Source organism: Vibrio sp. Vb1574 (assembly GCF_033338675.1).
The window spans coordinates 1-24,243 of record NZ_JAWOTC010000041.1; the positions used below are offsets into that span (position 1 = coordinate 1).

Here is a 24,243-nt window from a genome sequence, read left to right on the forward strand (position 1 = left end):
ACTCAGAAGTGAAACGAAATAGCGCCGATGGTAGTGTGGGGCTTCCCCATGTGAGAGTAGGACATCGCCAGGCTTTAGTTTTAAGAAGCCCGCTCGAAAGAGCGGGCTTTTTTGCATCTATAGAGTTTTAAAATTAGCCCACTTTATACCTAAAAAGTGTTCATCTAAGGTGCGATATACTTGCTCTCTGCAACCTTCCAAAAGGCTTTAACAAGCGGATTCTCCAGCTGAGTTTTGTTGCAGCAAACACCAAGTTTAAAAGGTTTAATTGGTAAGACTTTTAAACGATTTATCTTTTCTCTTACCGGACTGTTGTTGATTACAACATCAGGTGCGATACCTACTCCACACCCCAATGCAACCATACTTACGATGGCTTCATGTCCGGAGGTTTGTGCGTAGATCTTTGGCTTTATTTTCATTTGTTTGAGCCAAGTATTGGCCCTGTCCCTTGCCGTTCCTGCTTCTGGGAGTATGAATGGAATGACCGACCAGTCTGGTTTTTCTTTTTGTAGCTCTTCAGCAAACGCACTAACCCCAACAGGTACGATGACAGAAAGTGGGATTTCACTGATCGTTTCAAATGCGATTTTATTTGGCATCTGTTCTGACTTGGCTGATATGGCAATATCGGCTTCATCTGCTAGTATTTTGTCGATCGCTTGAGCTGGATCGCCGGTTGATAGTTTGAACTCAATGAAAGGGTTCTGAATACGAAAGTCAGAGATTAGCTCCGGAAGATGGCTGTAGCTTGCAGTAACAGAACAAAAGAGACGGATTTCTCCTTTCAATTCATCCTCGGTTCCCTTCAGGTGACTCTGATACTGCTGCCATTCGCCAAGAATCTTTAAGGCAACTGGGACTAGCTTTTTACCTTGGATAGTTAAATCAACGCTACGGTTGTCGCGTAAAAACAATTGTTGGCTGGTTTCCTCCTCTAATTTTTGTATCTGTCGGCTTAAGGCTGAAGGGCTAATATGCATTGCCGCTGCGGTCTTGGCGAAACTTTTACTCTCACAGAGATGAATGAAAAGTTGCAGGCTTTTGATATTCATTAAATTTTCATTTCCATGTTGCATAAATTGCAATAACTAATTGTGAATATATCACTTTAAGCAATCTCATGTCTGTTTTAGTATGAAGTTATTCGGTAAGGCAATTACTGACCTCAATGGAAGAATCTCAAAGGAGCACCCAGATGGCTAATTATTTCAATACCCTAAACTTGCGCGAGCAGTTGGACCAATTAGGTCGTTGTCGTTTTATGGACCGCAGTGAGTTCGCTTCAGAAGCGGATTATCTGAAAGGTAAGAAAGTAGTCATTGTAGGTTGTGGTGCTCAAGGTCTTAACCAAGGTCTGAACATGCGCGACTCTGGTCTAGACGTTGCTTATGCGCTTCGCCAAGCCGCGATTGATGAGCAACGCCAGTCATTCAAAAACGCAAAAGACAACGGTTTTGAGGTAGGTAGCTACGAAACGCTAATTCCACAAGCTGATCTAGTAGTAAACCTTACTCCAGATAAGCAGCACACAAACGTTGTTGAGACGGTAATGCCGTTAATGAAAGAAGGCGCAGCACTAGGTTACTCTCACGGTTTCAACGTTGTTGAAGAAGGCATGCAAATCCGTAAAGACCTAACGGTAGTAATGGTTGCACCTAAATGTCCAGGTACGGAAGTTCGTGAAGAATACAAGCGCGGTTTCGGTGTACCGACTCTTATCGCTGTTCACCCAGAGAACGACCCAAAAGGTGAAGGTTGGGATATCGCGAAAGCTTGGGCTGCTGCAACCGGTGGTCACCGTGCTGGCTGTCTAGAGTCTTCTTTTGTTGCTGAGGTGAAATCTGACCTAATGGGTGAGCAAACTATCCTTTGTGGCATGCTACAGGCTGGCTCTATCGTGTGTTACGAGAAGATGATTGCTGATGGTATCGATCCTGGCTACGCAGGCAAGCTTCTTCAATACGGCTGGGAAACGATCACGGAAGCTCTGAAGTTTGGTGGTATCACTCATATGATGGATCGCCTAACTAACCCTGCGAAAGTAAAAGCATTTGAACTTTCTGAAGAGCTAAAAGAGCTGATGCGTCCGCTATACAACAAGCACATGGATGACATCATCACAGGTCACTTCTCTAGCACGATGATGGCTGACTGGGCAAACGACGATGCAAACCTACTAGGCTGGCGTGCAGAAACGGGTGAAACTGCTTTCGAAAACTACCCAGAAACTGACGTAGAAATTTCTGAGCAGGAGTACTTCGATAACGGTATCCTGATGGTTGCTATGGTTCGTGCGGGTGTTGAGCTAGCATTTGAAGCGATGACCGCTTCTGGCATCATCGATGAGTCTGCTTACTACGAGTCTCTACACGAGCTGCCACTTATCGCAAACACTATCGCACGTAAGCGTTTATACGAGATGAACGTGGTTATCTCTGATACGGCTGAATATGGTAACTACCTATTTGCTAATGTAGCAACGCCGCTACTGCGTGAAAAATTCATGCCTTCTGTTAGTACAGACGTCATTGGTAAAGGTCTAGGTGAAACTTCTAACCAAGTGGATAACGCGACTCTTATCGCTGTGAATGAAACAATCCGAAACCACCCTGTAGAATATATCGGTGAAGAACTACGTGGTTATATGACAGATATGAAGCGCATCGCGGTTGGTGGCTAATTTTCTTTGCTTCAAAGTAGAGAAAATATTAAATGAACTCTGGCCAGACTGGAGTGATAAATACAAAATAAAACACAACATCTAATCAAAAGGCTTGGTCGCCGTTGACCAAGCCTTTTTGTTTTTAGCCGATTTATCTGCGCGCCGATAAGAAAAACGCTCCTTTGTGAGGAGCGCTTTGATACTTATTTTTCAGCAAGCTTTTCTTCAAGTTGCGCCAACTTCTGTTCCATTTCTGTTAGCTTTTGACGTGTACGTAGTAAAACTTGAGTTTGAACATCAAACTCTTCGCGACTTACAACATCTAGCTTGTTTAGCTGGCCTTGGATTACTTGACGAACTTTCTGATCGACATCAGAGCCCAATTCTTTTACAGGTTGAGGCATTGAGTCGTGAATCTGTTTAGCAATTTGCTCTAATTTCTTTGGGTCAAACATAGTGGCTAAAACTCCTTTTGATTTGTCCTCATTTTAAGTAAATGATACGTGAAAGTCGCCATTTAGATGGCAAAAAAGAGAGCAGCAATAAAAAAGGCCACCGAAGTGACCTTTTTGAATGCCTTAATAGCTTATCTGTTATCCGCTAATTCACGATGAGCTGCTTTCGCTTCGTCAACTCGCGCTAACTTTTCCAAGTCTTTGTCTTCAACAAATACTGGCAGAGGTTTGTGTTTTTCAGCTAGGTAGCTGTAAATCACAGGTAGTACGAATAGTGTGAACAGTGTACCGATTGCAAGGCCAGCAACGATGACGATACCGATACTGAAACGTTGCGCGGCACCTGCACCTGTTGCGTACATCAACGGGATCAAACCTGCGATCATCGCTGCAGTGGTCATTAGGATAGGGCGAAGACGCACTTTCGCAGCTTCCATCACCGCATCAATACGAGACCGTTTATTATGTAACTGCTCTTCTTTGGCTACTTCACAGATCAAGATACCGTGCTTGGTTATTAGGCCGACCAGCGTGATCAAACCAACCTGCGAGTAGATGTTCATCGAGGCTGTACCCCAGGCCAATGCGATCAAGGCACCACAGATTGCCAGAGGTACAGATACCATGATGACAATAGGGTCGCGGAGTGATTCAAATTGAATCGCCAGAACGAGGAAGATGATCGCAAGTGCAAGACCGAAGGTTGCATACAAGGCACTACCTTCCGTTACAAACTGACGAGATTCGCCCATGTAATCGTGGTTATAGCCTGCAGGCAGCTTGGTTTGTGCAATATTCTCAAACCAGTCGATTGCGTCACCCATAGCAACACTAGGCGATGGTACTGCACCCACAGTCGCTGAGTTTAGCTGGTTGAAGTGTGGCAAAGAGCGAGGCTCAGCCACCACATCGATAGTAATCAGACTGCCTAATGGAACCGCTTTACCATCTACAGAGCGTACATAGTAGTTCTTCATCGATTCTGGGTTTAGACGCCATTTACGCTCAACTTGAGGAATCACCTCATACGAGCGACCATTCAGGTCGATTCGGTTTACATAACCATCTGCCATCATGGTGCTGAGAGTGATGCCAATGTCTTGCATCGTCACACCGTAGGCACCCGCTTTGTCTTTATCGATCTTGATCTTCATCGTTGCTGAATCGTAGTTCAAATCCAGGTCGGAATAGACAAACATTGGGCTACTTGCAACATCGGTTAGAATATCGCTAGCGATAGTAAACAAGCTCTCGAAGCTATTTGGTGTTGTAATTACAAACTGAACAGGTAGACCTGAGCCTGCACCTGGAAGCTCTGGCATTTGGAATGCAGTGACAGACATACCAGGCACACTTGATACTAGGCCACCCACACGTTTCGTGATTTCAGATTGGCTTGCCTCTCGTTCACTCCAAGGCTTCAATGTTGCTAGGCCAAACGCTTGGTTTGAGTTTGGTACACCATTAAAGACCTGTGCGTATTCCACCTCCGGTTGATCTGAGAGTATTTGGTTTACGTCATCCATGGTATTTTGGATATAGTCCAAGTTCGCGTTTGATGGGGCGGTACCCATCAGCATGACCACACCTTTATCTTCAGATGGTGCTAGTTCGCTAGGAATAAACTTGAACAAGACCGGTAAGCTTGCAAATACAATGATTGCAAACGCAATAACAACCGGACGATGAGCCATTACCGCTTTCAACATGCCTTCGTAACGAGTGGTCATGCCATCAAGGATATGGTGAACTTTTTGCTCAAACTTGCTTGGCTTCTCGTTCGCCTTCAGCATCTTCGAACACATCATTGGTGATAGTGTCAAAGCGATGATGCCGGATACGAATACTGAACCTGCCAGTGTCAAAGCGAACTCTTTGAACAATGAACCGGTGATACCACCCATCAATGCGATCGGCGCGTACACTGCACCTAGCGTCAATGTCATCGCGATAACTGGAACCGCAATTTCACGCGTACCAATAATTGCAGCTCGGAATGGCGATTCCCCTTCTTTGATGTGACGGTCAACGTTTTCTAGTACAACGATCGCGTCATCCACCACCAGACCGATGGCAAGCACCATCGCCAGTAGCGTCATCAAGTTCCAAGAGAACCCCATTGCCTGCATCACCATTGCCACACCAATCAATGAAAGTGGAATGGTCACGATAGGAATGATTACCGCGCGGAATGAGCCCAGGAACAGTGTGATAACCACAAGTACGATTACTGCTGCTTCAAGAATCGTTTTCACTACTTCGTGAATCGATTCGTTGATGGCGATAGTTGAGTCGTACATTACGTTCATTTTGATGTTACTTGGTAGGTTGCGCTCAAGCTGAGGCAACAGTTCAAGTACGTCTGCTGCAATGTTGATTGGGTTAGCACTTGGCGCTGCGTTGATCGCTGCAACCACAGCTTCTTGACCGTTTGCACTTGCGCGATAAACGTCGTGACTCTTCTCTAGCGTTACTTTAGCGATATCACCTAGGCGGATGACATCCCCTTCACCAGTTTTCACGACCAATGCTTCAAGTTCAGCAACGTTTGATACCTGAGTATCTGCGCTACCGTTATAAAGCACGAACTCACCCGTCGCTTGACCGGTTGCAGATTGGTAGTTGTTGGCGTTAAGAACGCTCATCACATCGGTTGCGGTCAACTTCAAAGCGCCCATTTTGGCAGGATCTAGCCATACGCGCAGTGCGTACTTCATACCACCATACAGGTCAACTTTGGACACACCGTTTACGGTGAACAACTGCGGGTTGATTACACGTTCAAGGTAGTCAGTGATCTGGCTTGAAGATAACTCGTCACTCGTAAAGCCGATGTACAGTACCGCCGTTGTCGAACCTGTCGACATGGTTACGGTTGGGTCTTCGGCTTCTTTTGGTAGCTGTGAACGTACCGAGTTGGTTTTCGCCAGAATGTCAGACAACGCCGCATTTGGGTCAGTATTCAACTTCATGTTGACAGTAATGGTCGATTTACCCAGTACCGATTGCGAAGTCATGTAATCAATATTATCGGCTTGCGCTACCGCTTGCTCCAATGGCTGAGTAATAAAGCCTTGGATCAAGTTGGCACTTGCACCGTAGTAACTGGTGGTCACGGTTACCACCGTATTCGTCATTTCAGGGTATTCACGAACCTGCATTTTGAACACCGCTTGCAAACCAAGCAATGCAATCAAAAAGCTGATCGATACCGCTAAAACTGGACGTTTTATAAAAACATCTGTAAAGCGCATGATGCCTCCAACTTAAAGCATTGGTGTTTCAGCAGGTGGGGTAGTTGCATCGCTTTCGACAATGCTTACTTTCGCATGGTTACTCAAACGGACTTGACCCGATGTCACCACTATATCACCTGGCTTCACGCCTTCTAGAATGTGTGCGATATCTTTAGAGCGTTCGCCAACTTTTACCACATGCTGCTTAACGCGTTTTTCGCCATCTTCTTCTGTTACGATGTAAACATTGTCGCCATACAGCGTAAATGTGATCGCGGTTTGAGGTAGAGTGACCTGATTTTCTAATTTAGGCAGAATGATGTTTGCACGCGCGAACATACCACTACGCAGTTTGCCGTCACTGTTAGGGATATCCGCTTGAACTTGAATCAAACCACTTTGTACGTTTACAGCTGGTTCAATCGCAGAAATAGACCCTTTGAAAGGTTGGTCTGGATAAGCGTCAACAAAGATATCCACTTCTTGATCGATATTGATACGTGAAATATCGGTTTGTGGCACGGTGAAGCGCAAGCGCATCACGCTGGTATCTTCAAGGCGAACAATGTCGGTGCCCGCCTGTAGGTACTGACCGAGGTACACGTTACGAATACCTACCACACCATCAAATGGCGCTTTGATTTCGCGTCGGTCGATGGTCGCTTTCAGGCTTTCAATGTCTGCTTTTAAGGAGAAGTAGTTTGCTTCTGCTTCGTCATACGCTTCTTTAGAAATAGATCCTTTTTTGAATAGGCCTTGGTAGCGTTTGTATTTCGCTTCTGCCGCTGGCAACTTAGCTTGCGAGCTCTTCAAATTTGCTTTTTCGACTTCAGAATCAAGCAGCACTAATGGCTGACCCGATTTAACTTGAGTACCGGAATCAAATGCGATTTTATCGATAACACCGCTGGTCTCATTTGCTACCGTCACGCCTTGGTTTGGCTCGATAAAACCAATTGCTTCGATGACTGGTACCCAATCCACCGCTTGCACTTCTGTCACGGTTACTGGGAACTCAGGTTCAGGACGGTTTGCCATGTATTCAGCGATCTTTTGTTGCTTAAATAAATTGAAACCTATCACGCTGCCGAACAAGAGAACGGCGATAAGTAACATAAAGAAAGTCCACTTTTTCATTCTATTAAGAACTCCAAGTTAGTGTTTAATAATTGCATCCCAACTGGCTTCAATAGCGGCCTCTAATGCCGTCTTATCCAGTTGATAAAATCCCAAAGCGTGTTTCCGAGCAAGTGCAACACTTGCCTCAAAACTTAATCCAGAAAGTACTTCGTTATCGAGAAGCTTGAATACTCCCTCGTCTTTACCCTGATTAAAAAGAAGATCTACTTGGGCAAACATTTGTCTCTCAAGTTCCCGAGCTTTGCTACTATTTGAACAGGGTAAAGATTCATATTGGACTCGGTTGCTGATCGCACTTAAGTTCGAGCTCGCTAGATTCCAAATATTGAGCCACATGGTTCGATAACGCTGTTTTAAAGGCATCTCTTCACTAACACCTAGTTGCACCGCAGTAGCAACACGCTTAGCAACGTTAAGGCGTAGTTCCTCTAAAAGATGTTCTTTATCTGAGAAATAACGGTAAATCGTCCCTGCTGCGACACCTGCCTCATTGGCGAGCTTTTGCATGGAAAGCCCTTGAAAGCCAGATTCAGCAATGAGTTGTTCAGCAGCGACTAAGATTTGTTCTCGTTTATCTACAGCAGGGTTATCCTTCATAATGTCACCCTTTAGTGAATGAACGTTCATTCATTATAGCTTAAATACCCGCTATTTATGCAACAGAATATTGCACTTAATTGGTGTGAAAATTACAAGAAATCAGCATAGCTTTCACGAGGCCACCCCTTTATCATAGGCGCCACATTCATCACCCGCAGAGAATTTCTATGAAGCTGAACCCTAGTCAAGATGAAGCCGTGAAATACGTGTCTGGTCCATGCCTAGTGCTAGCTGGTGCTGGCTCGGGCAAAACTCGTGTTATTACCAATAAAATCGCTTATCTGGTTCAGCAATGTGGTTACAAAGCGCGTAATATTGCTGCGGTGACGTTTACCAACAAAGCAGCACGTGAAATGAAGGAGCGTGTAGGTCAAACGTTAGGGAAAGGTGAGTCTAAAGGTTTGATGGTATCAACATTCCACACTTTAGGATTGAACATCATCAAGCGTGAGTACAAGCATTTAGGGTTGAAAGCGGGCTTCTCACTGTTTGATGACCAAGACCAGCTAGCGCTGCTCAAAGAACTTACCGAAAAGCAGCTTGATGGTGATAAAGATCTGCTACGTCAGCTTCTGAGTTGTATTTCCAACTGGAAAAACGACATGTTGACGCCAGAGCAAGCCAAAGCGCGTGCGCAAGGTGAACAGCAACAATTGTTTGCGTTCTGTTTTGATATGTACCAAAAGCAAATGAAAGCCTATAACGCGCTCGATTTTGATGACCTAATTTTGATGCCCGTTTTACTCTTACGTAATCATGAAGATGTTCGTCAGCGTTGGCAGAATCGTATCCGTTACCTACTGGTTGACGAGTATCAAGATACCAACACGAGTCAGTATGAGCTGGTCAAATTAATTGTCGGAGAACGTGGGCGATTGACGGTTGTAGGGGATGACGATCAGTCTATTTATTCATGGCGTGGTGCGAAACCTCAGAACCTCGTGTTGCTGGGTGAAGATTATCCAAATTTGCGTTTGATTAAGCTAGAGCAAAACTACCGTTCAACGAGTCGAATCCTGCGTGCGGCCAACATTTTGATAGCTAACAACCCTCACGTCTATGAGAAGTCCTTGTTCTCTGAAATTCCTGACGGTGAAAAACTCAAAGTGTTGTTGGCTAAAAATGAAGAGCATGAAGCAGAGCGCGTAACGGGTGAACTAATTGCGCATAAGTTCCTAAACCGTACCGAATATAAAGATTATGCGATTCTATACCGTGGTAACCACCAATCACGTTTGATTGAAAAGTCTCTGATGCAAAACCGTGTACCGTATAAAATTTCTGGCGGCACCTCGTTTTTTGCGCGCGCAGAGATTAAAGACATCATGGCGTATTTGCGCGTTTTGGTTAATCCGGATGACGACAATGCATTTTTGCGCATTGTGAATACTCCACGACGTGAAATTGGCCCAGTAACGTTAGAGAAGTTAGGCAGTTATGCCAATATGCGAGGGAAGAGCCTGTTTGAGTCGAGCTTTGAAATGGGGCTCGAACAGCACCTAACGGGACGTGGCCTAGAAAACCTGCGTCGTTTCACCCAATGGCTAGTGGCGATTGCTGATCAAGCTGAGCGTGGTGATACCGTCGAAGCGGTTCGTTCGCTAGTTCGTGATATCCATTATGAAGATTGGCTATACGAAACTTCAGCAAGTCCGAAAGCCGCTGAAATGCGAATGAAGAACGTTTCTGATCTTTATTCATGGATAGTGGCGGACCTAGAGGGTGACAACTACGATCAAGAAGAGAAAACGTTAAAAGAAGTCGTTCAACGTTTGACCTTGCGTGACATGATGGAGCGCGGTGAAGAAGATGAAGACAGTGATGCAGTACAACTGATGACCTTGCACGCATCAAAAGGCCTTGAGTTCCCATATGTATACTTAATTGGGTCCGAAGAAGGTATTTTACCGCACCAAACCAGTATTGATGAAGATAACGTGGAAGAAGAGCGTCGCCTGATGTACGTTGGTATTACTCGCGCGCAACGTGAACTGACTTTCACTATGTGCAAAGAGCGTCGGCAGTTCGGCGAGTTGATCAAACCGACTCAAAGCCGCTTTTTGGATGAGTTGCCATTTGATGACGTTGAATGGGAAGTAAACAAAAAGCCAGTATCAGCAGAAGAGCGTATGGCGAAAGGTCAAGCACACATTGCCAATATTCGAGCAATGTTTAAGAAGTAAAGTAACCCTGTTCTCACTGACTAAAAACAAAAAGGCTTGCCAACTGGCAAGCCTTTTTCGTTGATGTCTTTACTTATAGACCTTCAATCATGTGGTCAATTGCTGCGATGATTTCATCGTCAGAACAGTCCATACAGGTTCCTTTGGCTGGCATCGCATTGAAGCCTTCTAATGCGTGCTTCACTAACGTATCTTTGCCTTGTGCAATACGTGGTGCCCAATCATCGGCATTACCTGTTTTAGGTGCGCCGTTTACACCAGATGCGTGACAAGCAATACAAAAAGTACCATAAACTGTGGCGCCATCACGTGGACCGGTTGGCTCTTCTTTCACTGGCTCAGAACCCGCTAGATAAACATCACCGACAGGTTGGATGCGTTCTGCGATCGCATCGTATTCAGTTTGGCTGATGTCAGAAGCTAAAGCTGCCGTAGAAAACGTTAAGGCAGCGAACAAAACGCTAATCATTTGTCGAGACATATCCATTAAACCCACTTCACATTCCCGAGGTAAGTGACTTACCTATTTATATAGTTAGAGTATTAATGCCGAGCAGAGAAATCATTAAATTCCACTGAATGGCATAGAATGATTAGACAACTTGGTTGCAGCTGTTAAATCAATGTAAATAATGGGTGATTATATCCCGATAACTTGTTGCAATAAACAACAAGTTATCCATGACAGGGCGTGAATCACATCAAAAATCCACTTTAACGGAAGATAACTGTCGAAAAAGAGACCAAACGATAAAAAAAGTAAAAAAAGTACTAGACGGCATAGTGTGATATCCGTATTATTCCACTCCGCCGATAGGGCATGCGCCCGTAGCTCAGTTGGATAGAGCGTTGGCCTCCGGAGCCAAAGGTCGAAGGTTCGAATCCTTTCGGGCGTACCATTGCCTCGGAGGATACATCGGTAAAAATCAGTGGTGGCTATAGCTCAGTTGGTAGAGCCCCGGATTGTGATTCCGGTTGTCGCGAGTTCAAGTCTCGTTAGCCACCCCATTCTTTCTTTTTTAGATTGAATGCGGTAGCATTGCTCCCAATCTTGATTCAATCAAGATAAAACATCGTCGGTGAATAGCGCAGCTTGGTAGCGCATCTGGTTTGGGACCAGAGGGTCGGGGGTTCGAATCCCTCTTCACCGACCACTATTTAGTTTATGGCTCTAATAGAGCGGTAAACAGCAAAAATTGATGGTGGCTATAGCTCAGTTGGTAGAGCCCTGGATTGTGATTCCGGTGGTCGCGAGTTCGAATCTCGTTAGCCACCCCATTAATTAAGGTGACTTCTTAGTTGAAGTGTCCTGTCTGATTTGAGAAAATCAGCAAATACAGTTCGGTGAATAGCGCAGCTTGGTAGCGCATCTGGTTTGGGACCAGAGGGTCGGGGGTTCGAATCCCTCTTCACCGACCACTATTTAAAGCCTCAGTCGAAAGACTGGGGCTTTTTTGCATCTCTCCTGAAAAGAATCGGCATTCCATTTCAATTTTTCCCAAAAGTGTACAGCTCTAGGGGCTTTTGACCACCTATGATCCAAATGCTTTTCGAGCTGACAAAATAAACCCCAGAGCAGTGTCTGGGGTTTTGTAGTTTTCTAATCCGCTGCTTTTATTGGGCGAGTGTTTTAAGGATTTCTTTCAGTTCTACCGTTTCTTGGATTTCAAAACTTGGCGTTATATCCGTTGAGTTGCTTGCGCCTGTCGCATTCACCCATACACTCAAAATGCCCATATTGTTAGCGCCAGCAATGTCAGCAGGTAAAGAGTCGCCCACGTGTAGAGCCTCTTCTGGTTTTACTTCGACCAAGTCGAGCGCTTTTTGGAAAATACTTGTAGCAGGTTTCTCTTCTGGCTCTTCTCCTCCCACAATAATATGGTCCACCCAGTTGCTCATTTGTGTCGCGTTTAATTTAGGGTGTTGAGAAAAAATCGGGCCGTTAGTGATCACGACGAGTTTGTAATGTTGACGAAGGTCGCTGAGCATTTCTTTTACACCAGGGAAGAAAGTGAACGCGCCCATACGTGCAGAGTCAAAGTAGTCTTGAGCTTGTTGAGCCTCTTTTGCAGTGATGCTGACGCCTTGCTCCGCCAAGATGTTTTGGATCAGGCCACAACGGAAGGCATTTTCATCGGGTAGCAGAGCAACAAGGTGAGGGAACTCAGCATTCAGCTTTTTGTATACACCCTGTAAGTAGCGCTGCAAAAAAGCTTTTGGCTCAGTCACTTGTGGGTAGGTTTTATGAATCCAAGTTGTAAACGCTTGTCCTGCAACTTTATCGGCTTGTGACGTTGCACATAAAGTCTCGTCCATATCAAAAAAAATCGCTTTAAGCACAGGGGCTCCTTTTATTTACGGCTTGGCTTTGACACTGTTCATCTATTATCCCACTCTCAATTGTGTCGTAAAGGGTTAAAACCGGCGAGTTTTCTTATGACGTACGAATGAAGATAGCGGTACTTTCCTTTGCTTAGTCAATAAACCGCTTAAGTGGCGCATAATCTGCATTGGAGCAGGATTTGTGTGGTTTTGCTGTTTTGTTCACGTTTTGACCTATCCTTTCTCTTCCTAAGTTTGGCTTTTTGTATTTGCCGACTATTTTATTAATAGTTTTTTATGTTGAAAAAACACTTTTTGCATATGATATTGTTTGTTAAATGTTAATAAATGCACATGAATAATATGGTTAATGATCTTGTTTAGCTCATGTTTGCTTTTAGAGCATTTTTCTAGTTTTATTGGTGCATGACGCACAAAAATAGTGTGATATGAAAATGGTTAAATACTTGTTAATGCATTTTTATTCGCTAATTGTGCGTTTATTTAATGTTTTTTCGGCGGAATATACTTTAATTGTTGCTTTTTTGTGTGATTTTTGCCAAATTATTTCCGCATTAAGATTTCAGAGTATTATTCTGAATTTGAACGGATTCATTCAGGTGATGAATGGTGCCTTTGGCATGATTCGATACCACAGACAAGGCAGTAGAGGTCTGAAATGTCACTATTAGAAGTGAAAAACCTTCGTATTGAATACCCATCCCGACACGGCGTTCACGCTGCCGTGAAGTCACTTTCTTTTCATATTGAACGTGGTGAAATCGTGGGTGTTGTTGGCGAATCAGGTGCGGGTAAATCCACCGTTGGTAACGCCGTTATTGATTTGCTTAGCCCTCCAGGTCGCGTTGCTAGCGGCGATGTTTTCTTGGATGGAGAAAAAATTTCTGGCCTATCACCAGAAGCGATGCGTAAGGTTCGCGGCTCGAAAATAGGTTTTATTTTCCAAGATCCGATGACCTCGCTCAATCCACTTTTTACTGTTGAGCAACAGCTGAAAGAGACGATCCACGCCAACATGAAGGTCTCTGATGAAGAGGCGTATCAGCGCGCGCTTTCTCTTATGCAGCAGGTTGGTATTCCGCAACCAGAAAACCGCTTAAAACAGTACCCGCACCAATTCTCTGGTGGTATGCGTCAGCGTGTTGTCATTGCCATTGCTTTGGCTGGTGAGCCTGATCTCATCATTGCGGACGAACCAACTACGGCGTTAGACGTTTCTATCCAAGACCAAATCCTCAACTTGATCCGCGAGCTGTGTATCAAGAACAATGTCGGCTGTATGTTGGTTACTCACGATATGGGTGTCGTCTCCAACGTCACCGATCGCGTGGCGGTAATGTATCGTGGTGACTTGGTGGAGTTTGGACCAACAGCCAAAGTATTGGGCGATCCTGATCACTCTTATACTCGCAGTCTAATTTCAGCGGTACCACGTTCAGACAGAAAGCTAGATCGTTTCCCGTTAGTAAGCTATATCGAAGAAGCGGCGGAAATGGAGCCACTCGATATCAAGAACCACTGGTTAGGACAAAGCCAAGATGAGCGTGAGTACACTGGCCCGCTTTTGGACGTGAAGAACGTCAATCTTCGCTTTGTTACCAAAGACTCTTTGTTCGAGAGCCGCCGAGAATACGTGCAAGCATCTAATAATGTGAGCTTTGAAGTGCACGAAGGCGAAACCTTTGGTTTGGTGGGCGAGTCTGGTTCAGGTAAATCGACCATTGCACGTGTGATTGCTGGTTTATACCAACCTAACTCTGGTCAGGTGAAATTCGAGGGCATTGACCTGACCGCTTTAACCTCTGAGAAAGAGCGCCGCCCGATGCGTCGTCAAATGCAGATGGTGTTCCAAAACCCATATACTTCAATGAACCCTCGTATGAAGGTATTCGATATTATTGCTGAGCCAATCCGTTTCCATAAATTGACGAAAAACGAGTCGGAAACTCGCCAAATCGTGAATGACCTATTGGATCATGTTGGTTTGGGTCGAATGGCTGGGCTTAAGTACCCTCATGAATTCTCCGGTGGTCAGCGTCAGCGTATTTCTATTGCGCGTGCGTTGGCGACTCGTCCTCGACTTTTGATTTGTGATGAACCGACCTCAGCACTGGACGTATCGGTACAGGCACAAATTCTAAACTTGCTGAAAGATCTGCAAAGTGAGCTGAACTTGACTATGTTGTTTATCAGCCACGATTTACCTGTTATTCGTCAGATGTGTGACCGAGTAGGTGTGATGCAAATGGGTACACTTTTAGAAGTGGCACCAACAGAACAGTTATTCACGGCACCTCAACACGAATACAGCAAAAAATTGATTTCTCTGATGCCGGAGTTTACTGGCTTGCGAGAAGAGATCGAAACGGCATAAACCAAGCAATTCGCTTGGCTAACCTTTAGTCATAACAAAGACGCAAACACAACAACAAGGGATCCGTATCCCCGCATGAAGGAGTTATGCAAATGAAAACCATGAAAAGCAAATTAGCAGTGGCGCTAATGGCTGCGGGCCTAAGCTTTAACGCAATGGCAGCAGATATCAAAGTTGGCTATGCAGCTGACCCAGTATCGCTTGACCCACATGAGCAGCTATCAGGTGGCACACTGCAAATGTCACACATGGTATTTGATCCGTTGGTTCGCTTTACTCAAAAAATGGATTTCGAGCCTCGCCTAGCGGAAAGTTGGGAACGTATTAACGATACGACTGTTCGTTTCAAACTGCGTGAAGGTGTGAAATTCCATTCTGGCAATACTCTAACTGCTGACGACGTCGTGTGGACGTTCCAGCGTTTACAAAGCTCTCCTGACTTTAAAAACATCTTCGACCCGTACGAGAAAATCGTCAAAGTGGACGACAACACGTTCGATCTTGTAACTAAAGGTCCTTACCCACTAGTGCTGCAAACCGCAACGTACATTTTCCCAATGGACAGCAAGTTCTACACTGGCAAAACTGCGGACGGCAAAGACAAGTCTGAGCTAGTGAAGCACGGTAACTCATTTGCATCGACTAACGTATCTGGCACGGGTCCATTCATTGTGACTTCACGTGAACAGGGCGTAAAAGTGGAATTTGAACGCTTTAAAGATTACTGGGACAAAGAGTCGAAAGGTAACGTTGATAAGCTAACGCTTGTGCCAATCAAAGAAGACGCAACTCGTGTAGCAGCGCTGCTTTCTGGCGGTGTTGACATGATTCACCCTGTAGCGCCAAACGACCACAAACGCGTTGAAGATGCTGACGGCATCGACCTAGTTACGCTACCTGGTACTCGTATCATCACGTTCCAACTAAACCAAAACAGCAACGAAGCATTGAAAGACGTTCGCGTTCGCCAAGCGATTGTTCACGCAATCAATAACGAAGGTATCGTGAAGAAAATCATGAAAGGCTTCGCAACGGCCGCTGGTCAGCAAAGCCCGGCAGGTTACGTGGGTCACGATGACAAACTGGTTCCTCGCTACGATCTGAAGAAAGCGAAAGAGCTGATGAAAGAAGCGGGTTACGAAAATGGCCTGACGCTAACGATGATCGCACCAAACAACCGTTACGTGAATGATGCGAAAGTAGCACAAGCGGCGGCGGCAATGTTGTCTAAGATCGGTATCAAGGTTGATCTGAAGACCATGCCAAAAGCGCAATACTGGCCAGAGTTCGACAAGTGTGCGGCAGACATGCTGATGATCGGTTGGCACTCAGATACGGAAGATTCGGCGAACTTCAACGAGTTCCTAACCATGACTCGTAACGAAGAAACGGGCCGTGGTCAGTACAACTGTGGTTACTACTCAAACCCAGAAATGGACAAAGTGGTTGAAGCTGCGAACGTAGAAACGGATCCTGCGAAACGTGCAGAAATGCTGAAAGGTGTAGAAGCAACACTATACAACGACGCAGCATTCGTACCGCTACACTGGCAAAGTGAAGCGTGGGGTGCGAAGTCTAACGTGAAAGCGGCAGACATCGTTAACCCAATGGTAATGCCTTACTTCGGTGACCTAGTGGTTGAATAATCACGGTTAGTCGACTTTGAGGAGGGATGGATTTCCCTCCTCAACTTAAAGCACTCGACTCAGTTTTGTTTCAGTCGGATTGAGTTGGTTATTTAGACTGAATTTTCTCTCTAATTTAGAGATCTATGGATAGTTAAGGGGCAAGGAATGTTTTCGTTTCTGGTCAAGCGCCTGTTTCAGGCACTGATAGTGATGTTTGTGATCAGTTTGGTGGCGTTTGCCATTCAGGACAACCTGGGTGATCCGCTGCGTGAGCTTGTAGGTCAGTCGGTTTCGGAATCGGAGCGTCAAGCGCTACGCGACGACTTGGGCCTGAACGATCCCTTTATCACAAAGTACACGCGCTTTGTGGGTAATGCACTGCAAGGTGATTTGGGTACCTCATATTTTTTCAAGCGACCTGCGGTTGAGGTGATTCTCGACAAGCTGGTAGCTACATTAGAGCTCGTGTTTGGCGCGACGCTTATCATCATTGTTTTCTCTATTCCGCTTGGGGTGTACTCTGCGATTCATCCTAAGAGTGTTTTTACCAAATTTGTCATGGCGATGAGCAGTGTCGGTATCTCGATTCCGGTGTTCTTAACCGCAATCATGCTGATGTATGTCTTCTCCATAGAACTCGGTTGGCTGCCTTCCTACGGGCGGGGCGAGACCGCTAATGTGCTCGGTTGGGAATCTGGCTTCTTTACCATTGATGGTATCAAGCACCTCATCCTACCTTGTATTGCGCTAGCGTCTATCATGTTGCCGTTGTTCATCCGCTTGGTGCGTTCAGAAATGCTGGAAGTTCTGAGTTCGGAATACATTAAGTTCGCCAAAGCAAAAGGTTTGAACTTACAAAAGATTTATTACCAACATGCACTTAAGAACACCATGCTACCAGTATTGACAGTAGGTGGTGTGCAGATTGGTACCATGGTGGCCTACACCATTCTTACTGAAACCGTGTTCCAATGGCCGGGCACTGGCTTCCTTTTCCTAGAGGCAATCAACCGTGTAGATACACCGCTGATCACTGCCTACGTTATCTTTGTTGGTCTGATCTTCGTGGTAACCAATACCATCGTTGACTTGCTGTACGGCATCATCAACCCAACTGTGAACCTAACTGGAAAAGGAGCTTAATCATGAGCCAATCAAATTTAACACCAGCTCCTGCTCCATCAGCGTGGCAGCGTTTCAAAGAGTCAGATTTTCTGTATTACTTCAAACGCGACAAAGTGGCGATGGCGAGTTTTACCGTCTTTATGATGTTCTTAGTATTGGCATTGGCTGCACCGATTCTTGCGCCAACAGACCCGTACGATCTGACGTCTATCGACATCATGGATTCTGAGTTGCCACCTTCGTGGATGGAAGATGGCGATGAGCGTTTTGTTCTTGGTACTGATGAGCAAGGCCGTGATATTTTATCGACCATTCTTTACGGTTCTCGTTTGTCTTTGACGATCGGCTTTTTAGCCGTCGGTCTTCAGTTGATTCTGGGTATCATCATTGGTTTGTCGGCGGGTTACTTCGGTGGTCGTATCGATAGCTTCTTGATGCGCTTTGCGGATGTTCAACTATCGTTCTCGACCATGATGGTGGCGATCATCGTCTCTGCAATCTTTAAAGCCAGCTTTGGCAGTGATTTTTACAGCCAATATGCGGTGGTCATGCTGGTGGTGATCATCGGTGTGGCAGAATGGCCGCAATACGCACGGACTATTCGTGCCTCGGTATTGGCAGAGAAGAAGAAAGAATACGTCGAAGCGGCGCGTGTGATGGGCTTTAAAGCTCCGCGAATCATGTTCCGTCACATTCTGCCAAACTGTCTATCGCCAATCTTGGTTATCTCGACGGTACAGGTAGCGAACGCGATCATGTCGGAAGCGGCGCTGTCATTCCTAGGTTTGGGTCTGCCAGTCGATCAGCCGTCACTGGGTGCGCTAATCAGCATCGGCTTTAACTACATCTTCTCTGGTGCATGGTGGATTACTGCTTTCCCTGGCATCGTGCTAGTAACATTGGTTTTGGTTATCAACCTGTTGGGCGACTGGCTACGTGATGTATTCAACCCGAAACTGTACAAAGGATAAGAATTTTCCCACCAAGCGTTGTAAATTCACTTAATTCCTTCCTAAACTGAGAGCCGGATGCAAATTCCGGCTCTTTTTTTGCTAGTTATTCTTTGTTCACATTTTTTTGGCGCTTTTCCGCCATGATGACCTTACCCACTAATTTAGAGTGAAGTGTATGGAAATGAAGAAGGCCCAACGCCCATCTAACGTCTTCCAAGCAAGCCTGGCTTTGGGTTTGTTGCTGGTATGCGCCCAGTTTTCTAATCCAGTTGAGGCGGAGGAGTTCCTTTGCCAAGCCACTCAAGCCAGCGAGAAAGAATTACCGATGCTTGAGAAAACGTGCCCAATTGGTAACGGAGTATGGGGAAAGAAAGTGCCGCAGGGGGGCAACTACCTTTACTGGATTCAATGCGGATTGCTACCCAAGCCTATGTCTCTCGCGAAAGCTAAGCCTCTCTATAGTAAAATCACGACCGACGTATGGATGAAGCCTGAATCCAAAGGCTATCGCTGTTTGATTGGACCTTACAAGGCATTGTCTGATGCGAGGGATGACTTACGAGGAGTCAAAACCTTGTCGAATTACAAAGAGGCGTTCATCCGAGTGGTTGGGAAAGGGACGAAACAACCAGTAACACCACCTACACCTACTGTATCGTCGAAATCAGCCGCATCTTCGGTTAAGCCAACACCGACGGTGACCCCGAAACCCGCGCCAGTTCCTGCTGTGCGAGCTGATACCGACGCCTTTAAAGCGCGGGCAGAGAAGCCAGATACCAAGGCAAAAAGTTCACGTGATAGCTCTTCGTCTACGCCTGTTGCTAAGACCAAAGCGAAGCCAATTGTCACCGGAAATGATGACATTGAAGTTCGCTTGAGTACTTCAGTACAGGGCAAAACGTACGTGGTCCCATATTTACTCGATCACCATAATCAGTTTTACATGGAACATGGTAAGCCGTGGAACCGCCTCAACTACGAAAACTCGCACAAAGTATGTCAGCAACTGGGTATGAACTTAGCTAACCCTGCAGAGTTTAAAGCGCTGAGGGCGTCTGGGGTGATGGAAAAAAATCAATGGCCACTGCAACTGCCGTATTGGGGCAAAGATAAGAAAGGTTTGTTCGCCGATCGTGAGCCCAATCAGCTCACCGGGACCTCATTATTGAACGTGGTGTGCGTGAAATAACGACTCAGATATTGTGGTCAAAATATAGAAGAAAGCCCCGAGTTCGGGGCTTTTTTGCGGTCTCAAATATTATCGCTATTTGAGTGGCGTTTCTTTGTGACAGTTAGAGCAGATATACACTTCTTTGATGCCGACCAATCGTTCCCAAAGTGTTCTGCGTCTTCTGCGCAAATGCACGCTATCACAGCAAGGGTTAACGATGGTTGCTTTAGTCATCATCACCAGGCTCCAAAATCGGTAGTGAACTCGCGATGCTTGTCATGGCTTCTTTGCTGTTAGAGTACAGACCATATTCCGGTGCGGATTCATGACCGTTTTGTTCTTTACTCCAACGAATACCAATATAAAAGTCACCAAAATCGCGGTTGATGTAACGATGACGAGTTTTGTAATCTGACTCTGAGCCTGTTTCTTCTAGAATCAGCAGTTCACGGTCTTCATCATTCTGGATTTCCCAATTACCTGGAGTTTGGAATCCTGTTGGCATGAACGAAGTGTAGTTGTAAGTATCAGTGTCGTATTCGTACGCACCTGACGAGTATTTCAGGACTGTGTCGTCGCCTGTGCCATTACTTTCTACCATCAAGTCATGCTCTACTGTGCCGTGTTTGATGTGTTCTGCAACCGAAAGTGATTCTGCAAATGGGGTATTGCTTGAGTCCATCCAGAACAGCTCATCATCTGATATTTTAACGATCATTTGAGTGCCGTTATGCTCGGTTTTGTGCTGGTACAACATTTCATACTCGTCGCCGTAGCTGTTGTATAGCTTACCGTCTTTCAGCTCAACGTCGTTACAGTCTTTATTGTTGTATTCCGTGTAACCAGTTTGTTGGTCCAGATCGGCAAGAATGGCGTAAGCATCGTGTTCCCATGTGTCTTTTAGGAAGTCACTGATGTTCGCTTTGTACTCTTGATTCATCTCATCGTGGTTTGAACCCCAGCAGAATAGTAGGCCTGCAGAATCTTGCATCAGCATGGCGTAGCCGATTTCACCGTCTTTTTGAGCGAAGCTACCCATTTTCCATTCTTGACCGTTGAAGTGCTCGTGAGTGAAGCCCAAAGTCGGTACTACTGGTGGTGGCGTGACGCCTTCGATAACCGTTGGCATGCTGAGCGCAATTTGTACCGCGGTATGGCCATCTGTTGCGCTAATCGCCAGTACTACTCCAGCTTCACCTGCTTTTGTTGGTGTGCCTTTAATGGTGATAATTGCATTACCATCCTCAGATACTGTTAAACCTTCAATGTCTACATAGTCCGCTGAGTAGTCGGTAATTTGACCGTCTTTATCTTGGAACAAACCAGAAATATCGAGTGTTTGTTCAAACACTTCACCTTGTTGTAGGTACCAACCATCAACGATGGACTGCAGACGCGCTTGTTCTGTTTCTACAACCATTGGTGGTAAGTTTGCCGATTCGATTTCGAACTTAAATACGGTGCTTACCGTACCCAAAACCTTACCTGACGAATCAATGTCTTGCGCCGTTAGAACAATCTCAAAATCACCAGCTTTCTCTACGATTGCAGTTGGATGTAGAACAATCAGGTTGCCAGTTTGCACAACTTCAATGCCTGTGCCTGCAAAGCTGTGCGTCAGTTTGGTTGTCACAAGGTTTTGGTCTTTGTCTGCAAATAGACCTTCAATGTCTAGCTCTAAGCCATCAAAGTCCACGCCTTGTACGATTTTTGGTAGTTTTTCTAGCTTATCTTTAGCTGCCTTTTCGACGATTTTGTTTATGGTTAGCTTGTTATTAACTACCGTTTCAGGTGCTAAGGTGTCGCTGTCTGGGGTCGCGTCAGTGATGATTGGACGTAGATTTGGGTCATTGATGTTTTCGCCAGATGCAACAAGACGTTCCACTTCTTGGTTTGCCGCTTGAGCAAACTCCGTGGCTTTTTTCTCGTAGTTCGTTGGGTTTTGTGCTTTCGAGTCGGTCAGAATCTGAGCGGTTTTATGTAGTTCGGCGTTTTTTGTCGCACCTTCAACAAAATCACTGTACAGATCAATTGGTGCTTCTTCTGAGCCTCCTAGCGCTTGGTTTACTTTCGCTTTCGCATCTTCTTCACTAATGGCTGGATCTTTTGCCATTTCAATCGCCACAAGATCCGTGATAGGTGAAATCACGTTTGACGATGTTGGTGCACGGAATACGATTTCGTGCGCCATAGCTTGGCCTGGATGATCCATATCAACCGTGTATTTGCCAGCGTACTCTTTCGCATCCAAGGCGATGAGCTGTTTCTGCTTTGAACCGTTTGGTGTGATGGTCTGTAGCGCTAGAGTGCTTTCTGGTTTTGCATCCAATTTCAGTTGACCTTTCTCATCGGTCAGACCAAGGAATGTTTCTTGAGTGTCCCATTGGCCGTTGTTGTTCGTATCTTCAAAAACAACGGCATGCTTGAAGTAGCCGTCAAAACCTGTGATCACAACGCCGTCGTTAGCACTGTTTGAACCACCATCTGAACCGCCACAGCCTGTAAGAGCGATAGCCACTGACGCTGCTAGTAAACTCACCTTATTCATTATTTATTTGTCCTTGTTTCGTTTCCGAATGAGAAAGTCGCTTTTTTTATTATTTTTTTCTTTATATCTCACTAGTGAGATATAAGAGAGTGGTGTCTTTTTAATGACTATTGAGCTTAGGTTCAAGACACGAAAATCCGCACAAAACCCGTAAAATTTATTTCTATTTTTTGTCTATGATGGAAAATTTATAATTTGATCACGGTTCCAGTTTTATTTTGGGAATGATTGTTTTGTTAATATAACCACCGGTAAAAAAGGTTTATTGGGTGTCTCTAAGGACAGGGGCGTGATAAATCATGTTGATCTTAAATTCCTCAACGCGATCAGCAAATTGAGGGTGAGGTTTAAGCACATAACTGTAGACTTCGCCTGGAATGAATATGTCGTAATCTGTGTATTCAAGGTTGTAAAACATAAATGTTCGTTGCCAGTAATTATCTGGCCAGTCAGCACAATGTATTGGTGTCACGTTGTCAAAATCCATTGAGCTAGAGATAATATCGGCAAACTCTCCTCGCCCAGCTACGATAGAGCTGTACCAGTAAAATAAATAATCATGACAAAAGAGGTCATGTTGATTTGATTTCATATTGAGATCAGAGTCCAGTTTGTGCACTGGTTCGTTACCCTGAACACTTCTATCAAATATGTAGTTGCTAGCAGTCCCGTTTATGTAACCTCCTCCTGAAATTGGGAAGAGGTAGTCAAACGACGTTCCTTGATATTCGTACTCGCCAGTGTGGACATTGATGCGCTTTTCCATGGACTGCTTGTTCTTTTGCATGGTATAGCTTTCGAATTGTTTACCATCAAACACGGTGATGAAGTAGTTCCGAGTATCTTCATGAACCTGAGATGGGTATTCTTTTTTGATGGTCCAAATTTGGCGTACACCTTGGACATAAACGATCAACGAGTCATCACTGATTTTGTACTTGCCCACTTTTTTCAAGTCTCCCTTTTCAGGACACTGGCGTTTGTTGTGTGAGGCGGCATAACTTACTTCGCCCCCCTCAAACTGAAAGGCCTCGCAATACACCACTTCATACGCGTACGCGATACCTGCAAGATTTTGTGTCGTCTCTAGGCGATAAACTACATCGCCAACTAACGAGTGTTCTGTGTCATTTTGATCGGGTGTGATAACGGGTAACTCAAAGCGCGTTGTGACCCATGCATGATCGCTATTACCGTGATAATCATCGCGCGCTGCTACCGCCAAATATGTGGTGGTTTTTATTTCCTCAGGCGCTCCTTGCACCATCATTTGTCCTTGGTTGAGGACTCTTAACCCATTGGCGTTTTCAAGCCAAATCTGAGTGGTGAGGAGATCGCCATCTGGGTCTTCAAAAAGCTGGTTAAGGTTGAGCGAATAACTCACCGGAGAGTTTTGTTTCAGCTCCCAAGCATAAATAATGGTTTGTAGCTGCTGTTCCACAGTGAGGTTGATGATGGGTTTATTATTCTCTGATGGGTCCTCTTGTGGTCGGCTGTTCTTATCACCCAATGCTGACTCGTAAAACGTGTTGTCTTCTGTGGTATGAAATGGATTCGTAACAGGGCCTGGTTGTCCTAAAAGGGCGGAGTTAAATGCGTCATCTCCCGCTTTTTTATGAGTGCGATCCAACGCAGAACCTGTCAACGCTTGCTTTACTTCAACTAAAGATGTGCGCTCATATTGACGATGTGCTTGCTGGGTTGACTTGTCGGCGTTGTCTGACGAGTCTTCCACAGATGCCAAATTGTGTTTGTTTGAAATGAAGTAAATACCGAACAAACCGACGCATACTGCGCCGATTATCCAAAGCTTTTTGTTCAT

Annotated in this window: 17 protein-coding genes and 5 tRNA genes; 12 read left to right on the forward strand and 10 right to left on the reverse strand. The window is 45.3% G+C overall.

Features of this window, described 5'->3' with window-relative positions; all coding sequences use genetic code 11:
- Positions 1 to 164 precede the first annotated feature (164 nt).
- The gene (gene ilvY, locus R7O12_RS19325) at positions 165 to 1,055 is read right to left on the reverse strand and encodes an HTH-type transcriptional activator IlvY (RefSeq protein WP_005379097.1); all 891 of its coding nucleotides are present in this window, start codon (positions 1,053 to 1,055) and stop codon (positions 165 to 167) included.
- A gap of 143 nt (positions 1,056 to 1,198) precedes the next feature.
- On the opposite strand from ilvY, the gene ilvC reads away from it, so the two are divergent.
- The gene (gene ilvC, locus R7O12_RS19330) at positions 1,199 to 2,683 is read left to right on the forward strand and encodes a ketol-acid reductoisomerase (RefSeq protein WP_012841252.1); all 1,485 of its coding nucleotides are present in this window, start codon (positions 1,199 to 1,201) and stop codon (positions 2,681 to 2,683) included.
- Between the two features lie 185 nt (positions 2,684 to 2,868).
- On the opposite strand, the gene ubiK is transcribed toward ilvC, so the two are convergent.
- The 4 genes from ubiK to R7O12_RS19350 all read right to left on the reverse strand — a co-directional run bounded on the left by ubiK (position 2,869) and on the right by R7O12_RS19350 (position 8,093).
- Positions 2,869 to 3,120, reverse strand: a complete 252-nt coding sequence (ubiK, locus tag R7O12_RS19335) for a ubiquinone biosynthesis accessory factor UbiK (RefSeq protein ID WP_005379099.1) — start codon at positions 3,118 to 3,120, stop codon at positions 2,869 to 2,871.
- A gap of 131 nt (positions 3,121 to 3,251) precedes the next feature.
- Entirely contained in the window at positions 3,252 to 6,374 is a 3,123-nt protein-coding gene (gene vmeD / locus R7O12_RS19340; RefSeq protein WP_005384257.1) for a multidrug efflux RND transporter permease subunit VmeD, read from the reverse strand.
- Between the two features lie 12 nt (positions 6,375 to 6,386).
- Complete coding sequence (gene vmeC, locus R7O12_RS19345) at positions 6,387 to 7,493, reverse strand: multidrug efflux RND transporter periplasmic adaptor subunit VmeC (protein ID WP_238970144.1); 1,107 nt, start codon at positions 7,491 to 7,493, stop codon at positions 6,387 to 6,389.
- A gap of 18 nt (positions 7,494 to 7,511) precedes the next feature.
- Positions 7,512 to 8,093 carry a TetR/AcrR family transcriptional regulator gene (locus R7O12_RS19350; RefSeq protein WP_005384254.1) on the reverse strand — a complete coding sequence of 194 codons (582 nt, stop codon included), beginning with the start codon at positions 8,091 to 8,093 and terminating at the stop codon, positions 7,512 to 7,514.
- 170 nt (positions 8,094 to 8,263) lie between these two features.
- On the opposite strand from R7O12_RS19350, the gene rep reads away from it, so the two are divergent.
- Positions 8,264 to 10,279, forward strand: a complete 2,016-nt coding sequence (gene rep / locus R7O12_RS19355) for a DNA helicase Rep (RefSeq protein WP_005379104.1) — start codon at positions 8,264 to 8,266, stop codon at positions 10,277 to 10,279.
- A 73-nt stretch (positions 10,280 to 10,352) separates the two neighbouring features.
- Here the strand turns inward: rep and R7O12_RS19360 are convergent, their stop codons facing one another.
- The gene (locus tag R7O12_RS19360) at positions 10,353 to 10,766 is read right to left on the reverse strand and encodes a c-type cytochrome (protein WP_005384252.1); all 414 of its coding nucleotides are present in this window, start codon (positions 10,764 to 10,766) and stop codon (positions 10,353 to 10,355) included.
- A gap of 335 nt (positions 10,767 to 11,101) precedes the next feature.
- Here R7O12_RS19360 and R7O12_RS19365 point away from each other — a divergent pair.
- The 5 genes from R7O12_RS19365 (at position 11,102) to R7O12_RS19385 (ending at position 11,698) form a co-directional block, all read left to right on the forward strand.
- Positions 11,102 to 11,178, forward strand: a tRNA-Arg gene (locus R7O12_RS19365).
- Positions 11,179 to 11,211: 33 nt separating this feature from the next.
- Positions 11,212 to 11,287, forward strand: a tRNA-His gene (locus R7O12_RS19370).
- 69 nt (positions 11,288 to 11,356) lie between these two features.
- Positions 11,357 to 11,433 (forward strand) — tRNA-Pro (locus R7O12_RS19375).
- 48 nt (positions 11,434 to 11,481) lie between these two features.
- Positions 11,482 to 11,557, forward strand: a tRNA-His gene (locus R7O12_RS19380).
- A 64-nt stretch (positions 11,558 to 11,621) separates the two neighbouring features.
- Positions 11,622 to 11,698, forward strand: a tRNA-Pro gene (locus R7O12_RS19385).
- Positions 11,699 to 11,893: 195 nt separating this feature from the next.
- Here R7O12_RS19385 and R7O12_RS19390 read toward each other — a convergent pair.
- A complete protein-coding gene (locus tag R7O12_RS19390) occupies positions 11,894 to 12,619 on the reverse strand; it encodes an HAD family hydrolase (protein ID WP_005379107.1) in 726 nt (241 codons plus the stop codon).
- Positions 12,620 to 13,280: 661 nt separating this feature from the next.
- On the opposite strand from R7O12_RS19390, the gene R7O12_RS19395 reads away from it, so the two are divergent.
- The 5 genes from R7O12_RS19395 to R7O12_RS19415 all read left to right on the forward strand — a co-directional run bounded on the left by R7O12_RS19395 (position 13,281) and on the right by R7O12_RS19415 (position 19,891).
- Positions 13,281 to 14,996, forward strand: a complete 1,716-nt coding sequence (locus tag R7O12_RS19395; RefSeq protein ID WP_005379108.1) for a dipeptide ABC transporter ATP-binding protein — start codon at positions 13,281 to 13,283, stop codon at positions 14,994 to 14,996.
- Between the two features lie 92 nt (positions 14,997 to 15,088).
- Entirely contained in the window at positions 15,089 to 16,642 is a 1,554-nt protein-coding gene (locus tag R7O12_RS19400) for an ABC transporter substrate-binding protein (protein WP_005379109.1), read from the forward strand.
- Between the two features lie 147 nt (positions 16,643 to 16,789).
- Positions 16,790 to 17,767 (forward strand): ABC transporter permease, encoded by a 978-nt coding sequence (locus R7O12_RS19405; protein WP_005379110.1) that lies wholly within the window; start codon positions 16,790 to 16,792, stop codon positions 17,765 to 17,767.
- Between the two features lie 2 nt (positions 17,768 to 17,769).
- Entirely contained in the window at positions 17,770 to 18,720 is a 951-nt protein-coding gene (locus R7O12_RS19410) for an ABC transporter permease (protein ID WP_005384239.1), read from the forward strand.
- A 157-nt stretch (positions 18,721 to 18,877) separates the two neighbouring features.
- On the forward strand, positions 18,878 to 19,891 hold the full coding sequence (locus R7O12_RS19415; RefSeq protein WP_318126282.1) for an SPOR domain-containing protein: 1,014 nt from the start codon (positions 18,878 to 18,880) through the stop codon (positions 19,889 to 19,891).
- Between the two features lie 75 nt (positions 19,892 to 19,966).
- On the opposite strand, the gene R7O12_RS19420 is transcribed toward R7O12_RS19415, so the two are convergent.
- From R7O12_RS19420 to R7O12_RS19430, 3 genes are all read right to left on the reverse strand, one after another.
- The gene (locus R7O12_RS19420; RefSeq protein ID WP_012841245.1) at positions 19,967 to 20,110 is read right to left on the reverse strand and encodes a hypothetical protein; all 144 of its coding nucleotides are present in this window, start codon (positions 20,108 to 20,110) and stop codon (positions 19,967 to 19,969) included.
- Positions 20,100 to 22,421, reverse strand: coding sequence for an acid phosphatase (locus tag R7O12_RS19425; RefSeq protein ID WP_318126283.1), 2,322 nt, complete (start codon positions 22,419 to 22,421; stop codon positions 20,100 to 20,102). The genes R7O12_RS19420 and R7O12_RS19425 overlap by 11 nt, the downstream gene beginning before the upstream one ends.
- Positions 22,422 to 22,683: 262 nt before the next feature.
- Positions 22,684 to 24,243, reverse strand: a complete 1,560-nt coding sequence (locus tag R7O12_RS19430) for a hypothetical protein (RefSeq protein WP_182016011.1) — start codon at positions 24,241 to 24,243, stop codon at positions 22,684 to 22,686.

Bases quoted from the DNA above. Each gene is read 5' to 3' on its own strand.
- ilvY (WP_005379097.1), bottom strand. From the start codon at position 1,055: ATGAATATCAAAAGCCTGCAACTTTTCATTCATCTCTGTGAGAGTAAA.
- ilvC (WP_012841252.1), top strand. From the start codon at position 1,199: ATGGCTAATTATTTCAATACCCTAAACTTGCGCGAGCAGTTGGACCAA.
- ubiK (WP_005379099.1), bottom strand. From the start codon at position 3,120: ATGTTTGACCCAAAGAAATTAGAGCAAATTGCTAAACAGATTCACGAC.
- vmeD (WP_005384257.1), bottom strand. From the start codon at position 6,374: ATGCGCTTTACAGATGTTTTTATAAAACGTCCAGTTTTAGCGGTATCG.
- vmeC (WP_238970144.1), bottom strand. From the start codon at position 7,493: ATGAAAAAGTGGACTTTCTTTATGTTACTTATCGCCGTTCTCTTGTTC.
- R7O12_RS19350 (WP_005384254.1), bottom strand. From the start codon at position 8,093: ATGAAGGATAACCCTGCTGTAGATAAACGAGAACAAATCTTAGTCGCT.
- rep (WP_005379104.1), top strand. From the start codon at position 8,264: ATGAAGCTGAACCCTAGTCAAGATGAAGCCGTGAAATACGTGTCTGGT.
- R7O12_RS19360 (WP_005384252.1), bottom strand. From the start codon at position 10,766: ATGGATATGTCTCGACAAATGATTAGCGTTTTGTTCGCTGCCTTAACG.
- R7O12_RS19395 (WP_005379108.1), top strand. From the start codon at position 13,281: ATGTCACTATTAGAAGTGAAAAACCTTCGTATTGAATACCCATCCCGA.
- R7O12_RS19400 (WP_005379109.1), top strand. From the start codon at position 15,089: ATGAAAACCATGAAAAGCAAATTAGCAGTGGCGCTAATGGCTGCGGGC.
- R7O12_RS19405 (WP_005379110.1), top strand. From the start codon at position 16,790: ATGTTTTCGTTTCTGGTCAAGCGCCTGTTTCAGGCACTGATAGTGATG.
- R7O12_RS19410 (WP_005384239.1), top strand. From the start codon at position 17,770: ATGAGCCAATCAAATTTAACACCAGCTCCTGCTCCATCAGCGTGGCAG.
- R7O12_RS19415 (WP_318126282.1), top strand. From the start codon at position 18,878: ATGGAAATGAAGAAGGCCCAACGCCCATCTAACGTCTTCCAAGCAAGC.
- R7O12_RS19420 (WP_012841245.1), bottom strand. From the start codon at position 20,110: ATGATGACTAAAGCAACCATCGTTAACCCTTGCTGTGATAGCGTGCAT.
- R7O12_RS19425 (WP_318126283.1), bottom strand. From the start codon at position 22,421: ATGAATAAGGTGAGTTTACTAGCAGCGTCAGTGGCTATCGCTCTTACA.
- R7O12_RS19430 (WP_182016011.1), bottom strand. From the start codon at position 24,243: ATGAACAAAAAGCTTTGGATAATCGGCGCAGTATGCGTCGGTTTGTTC.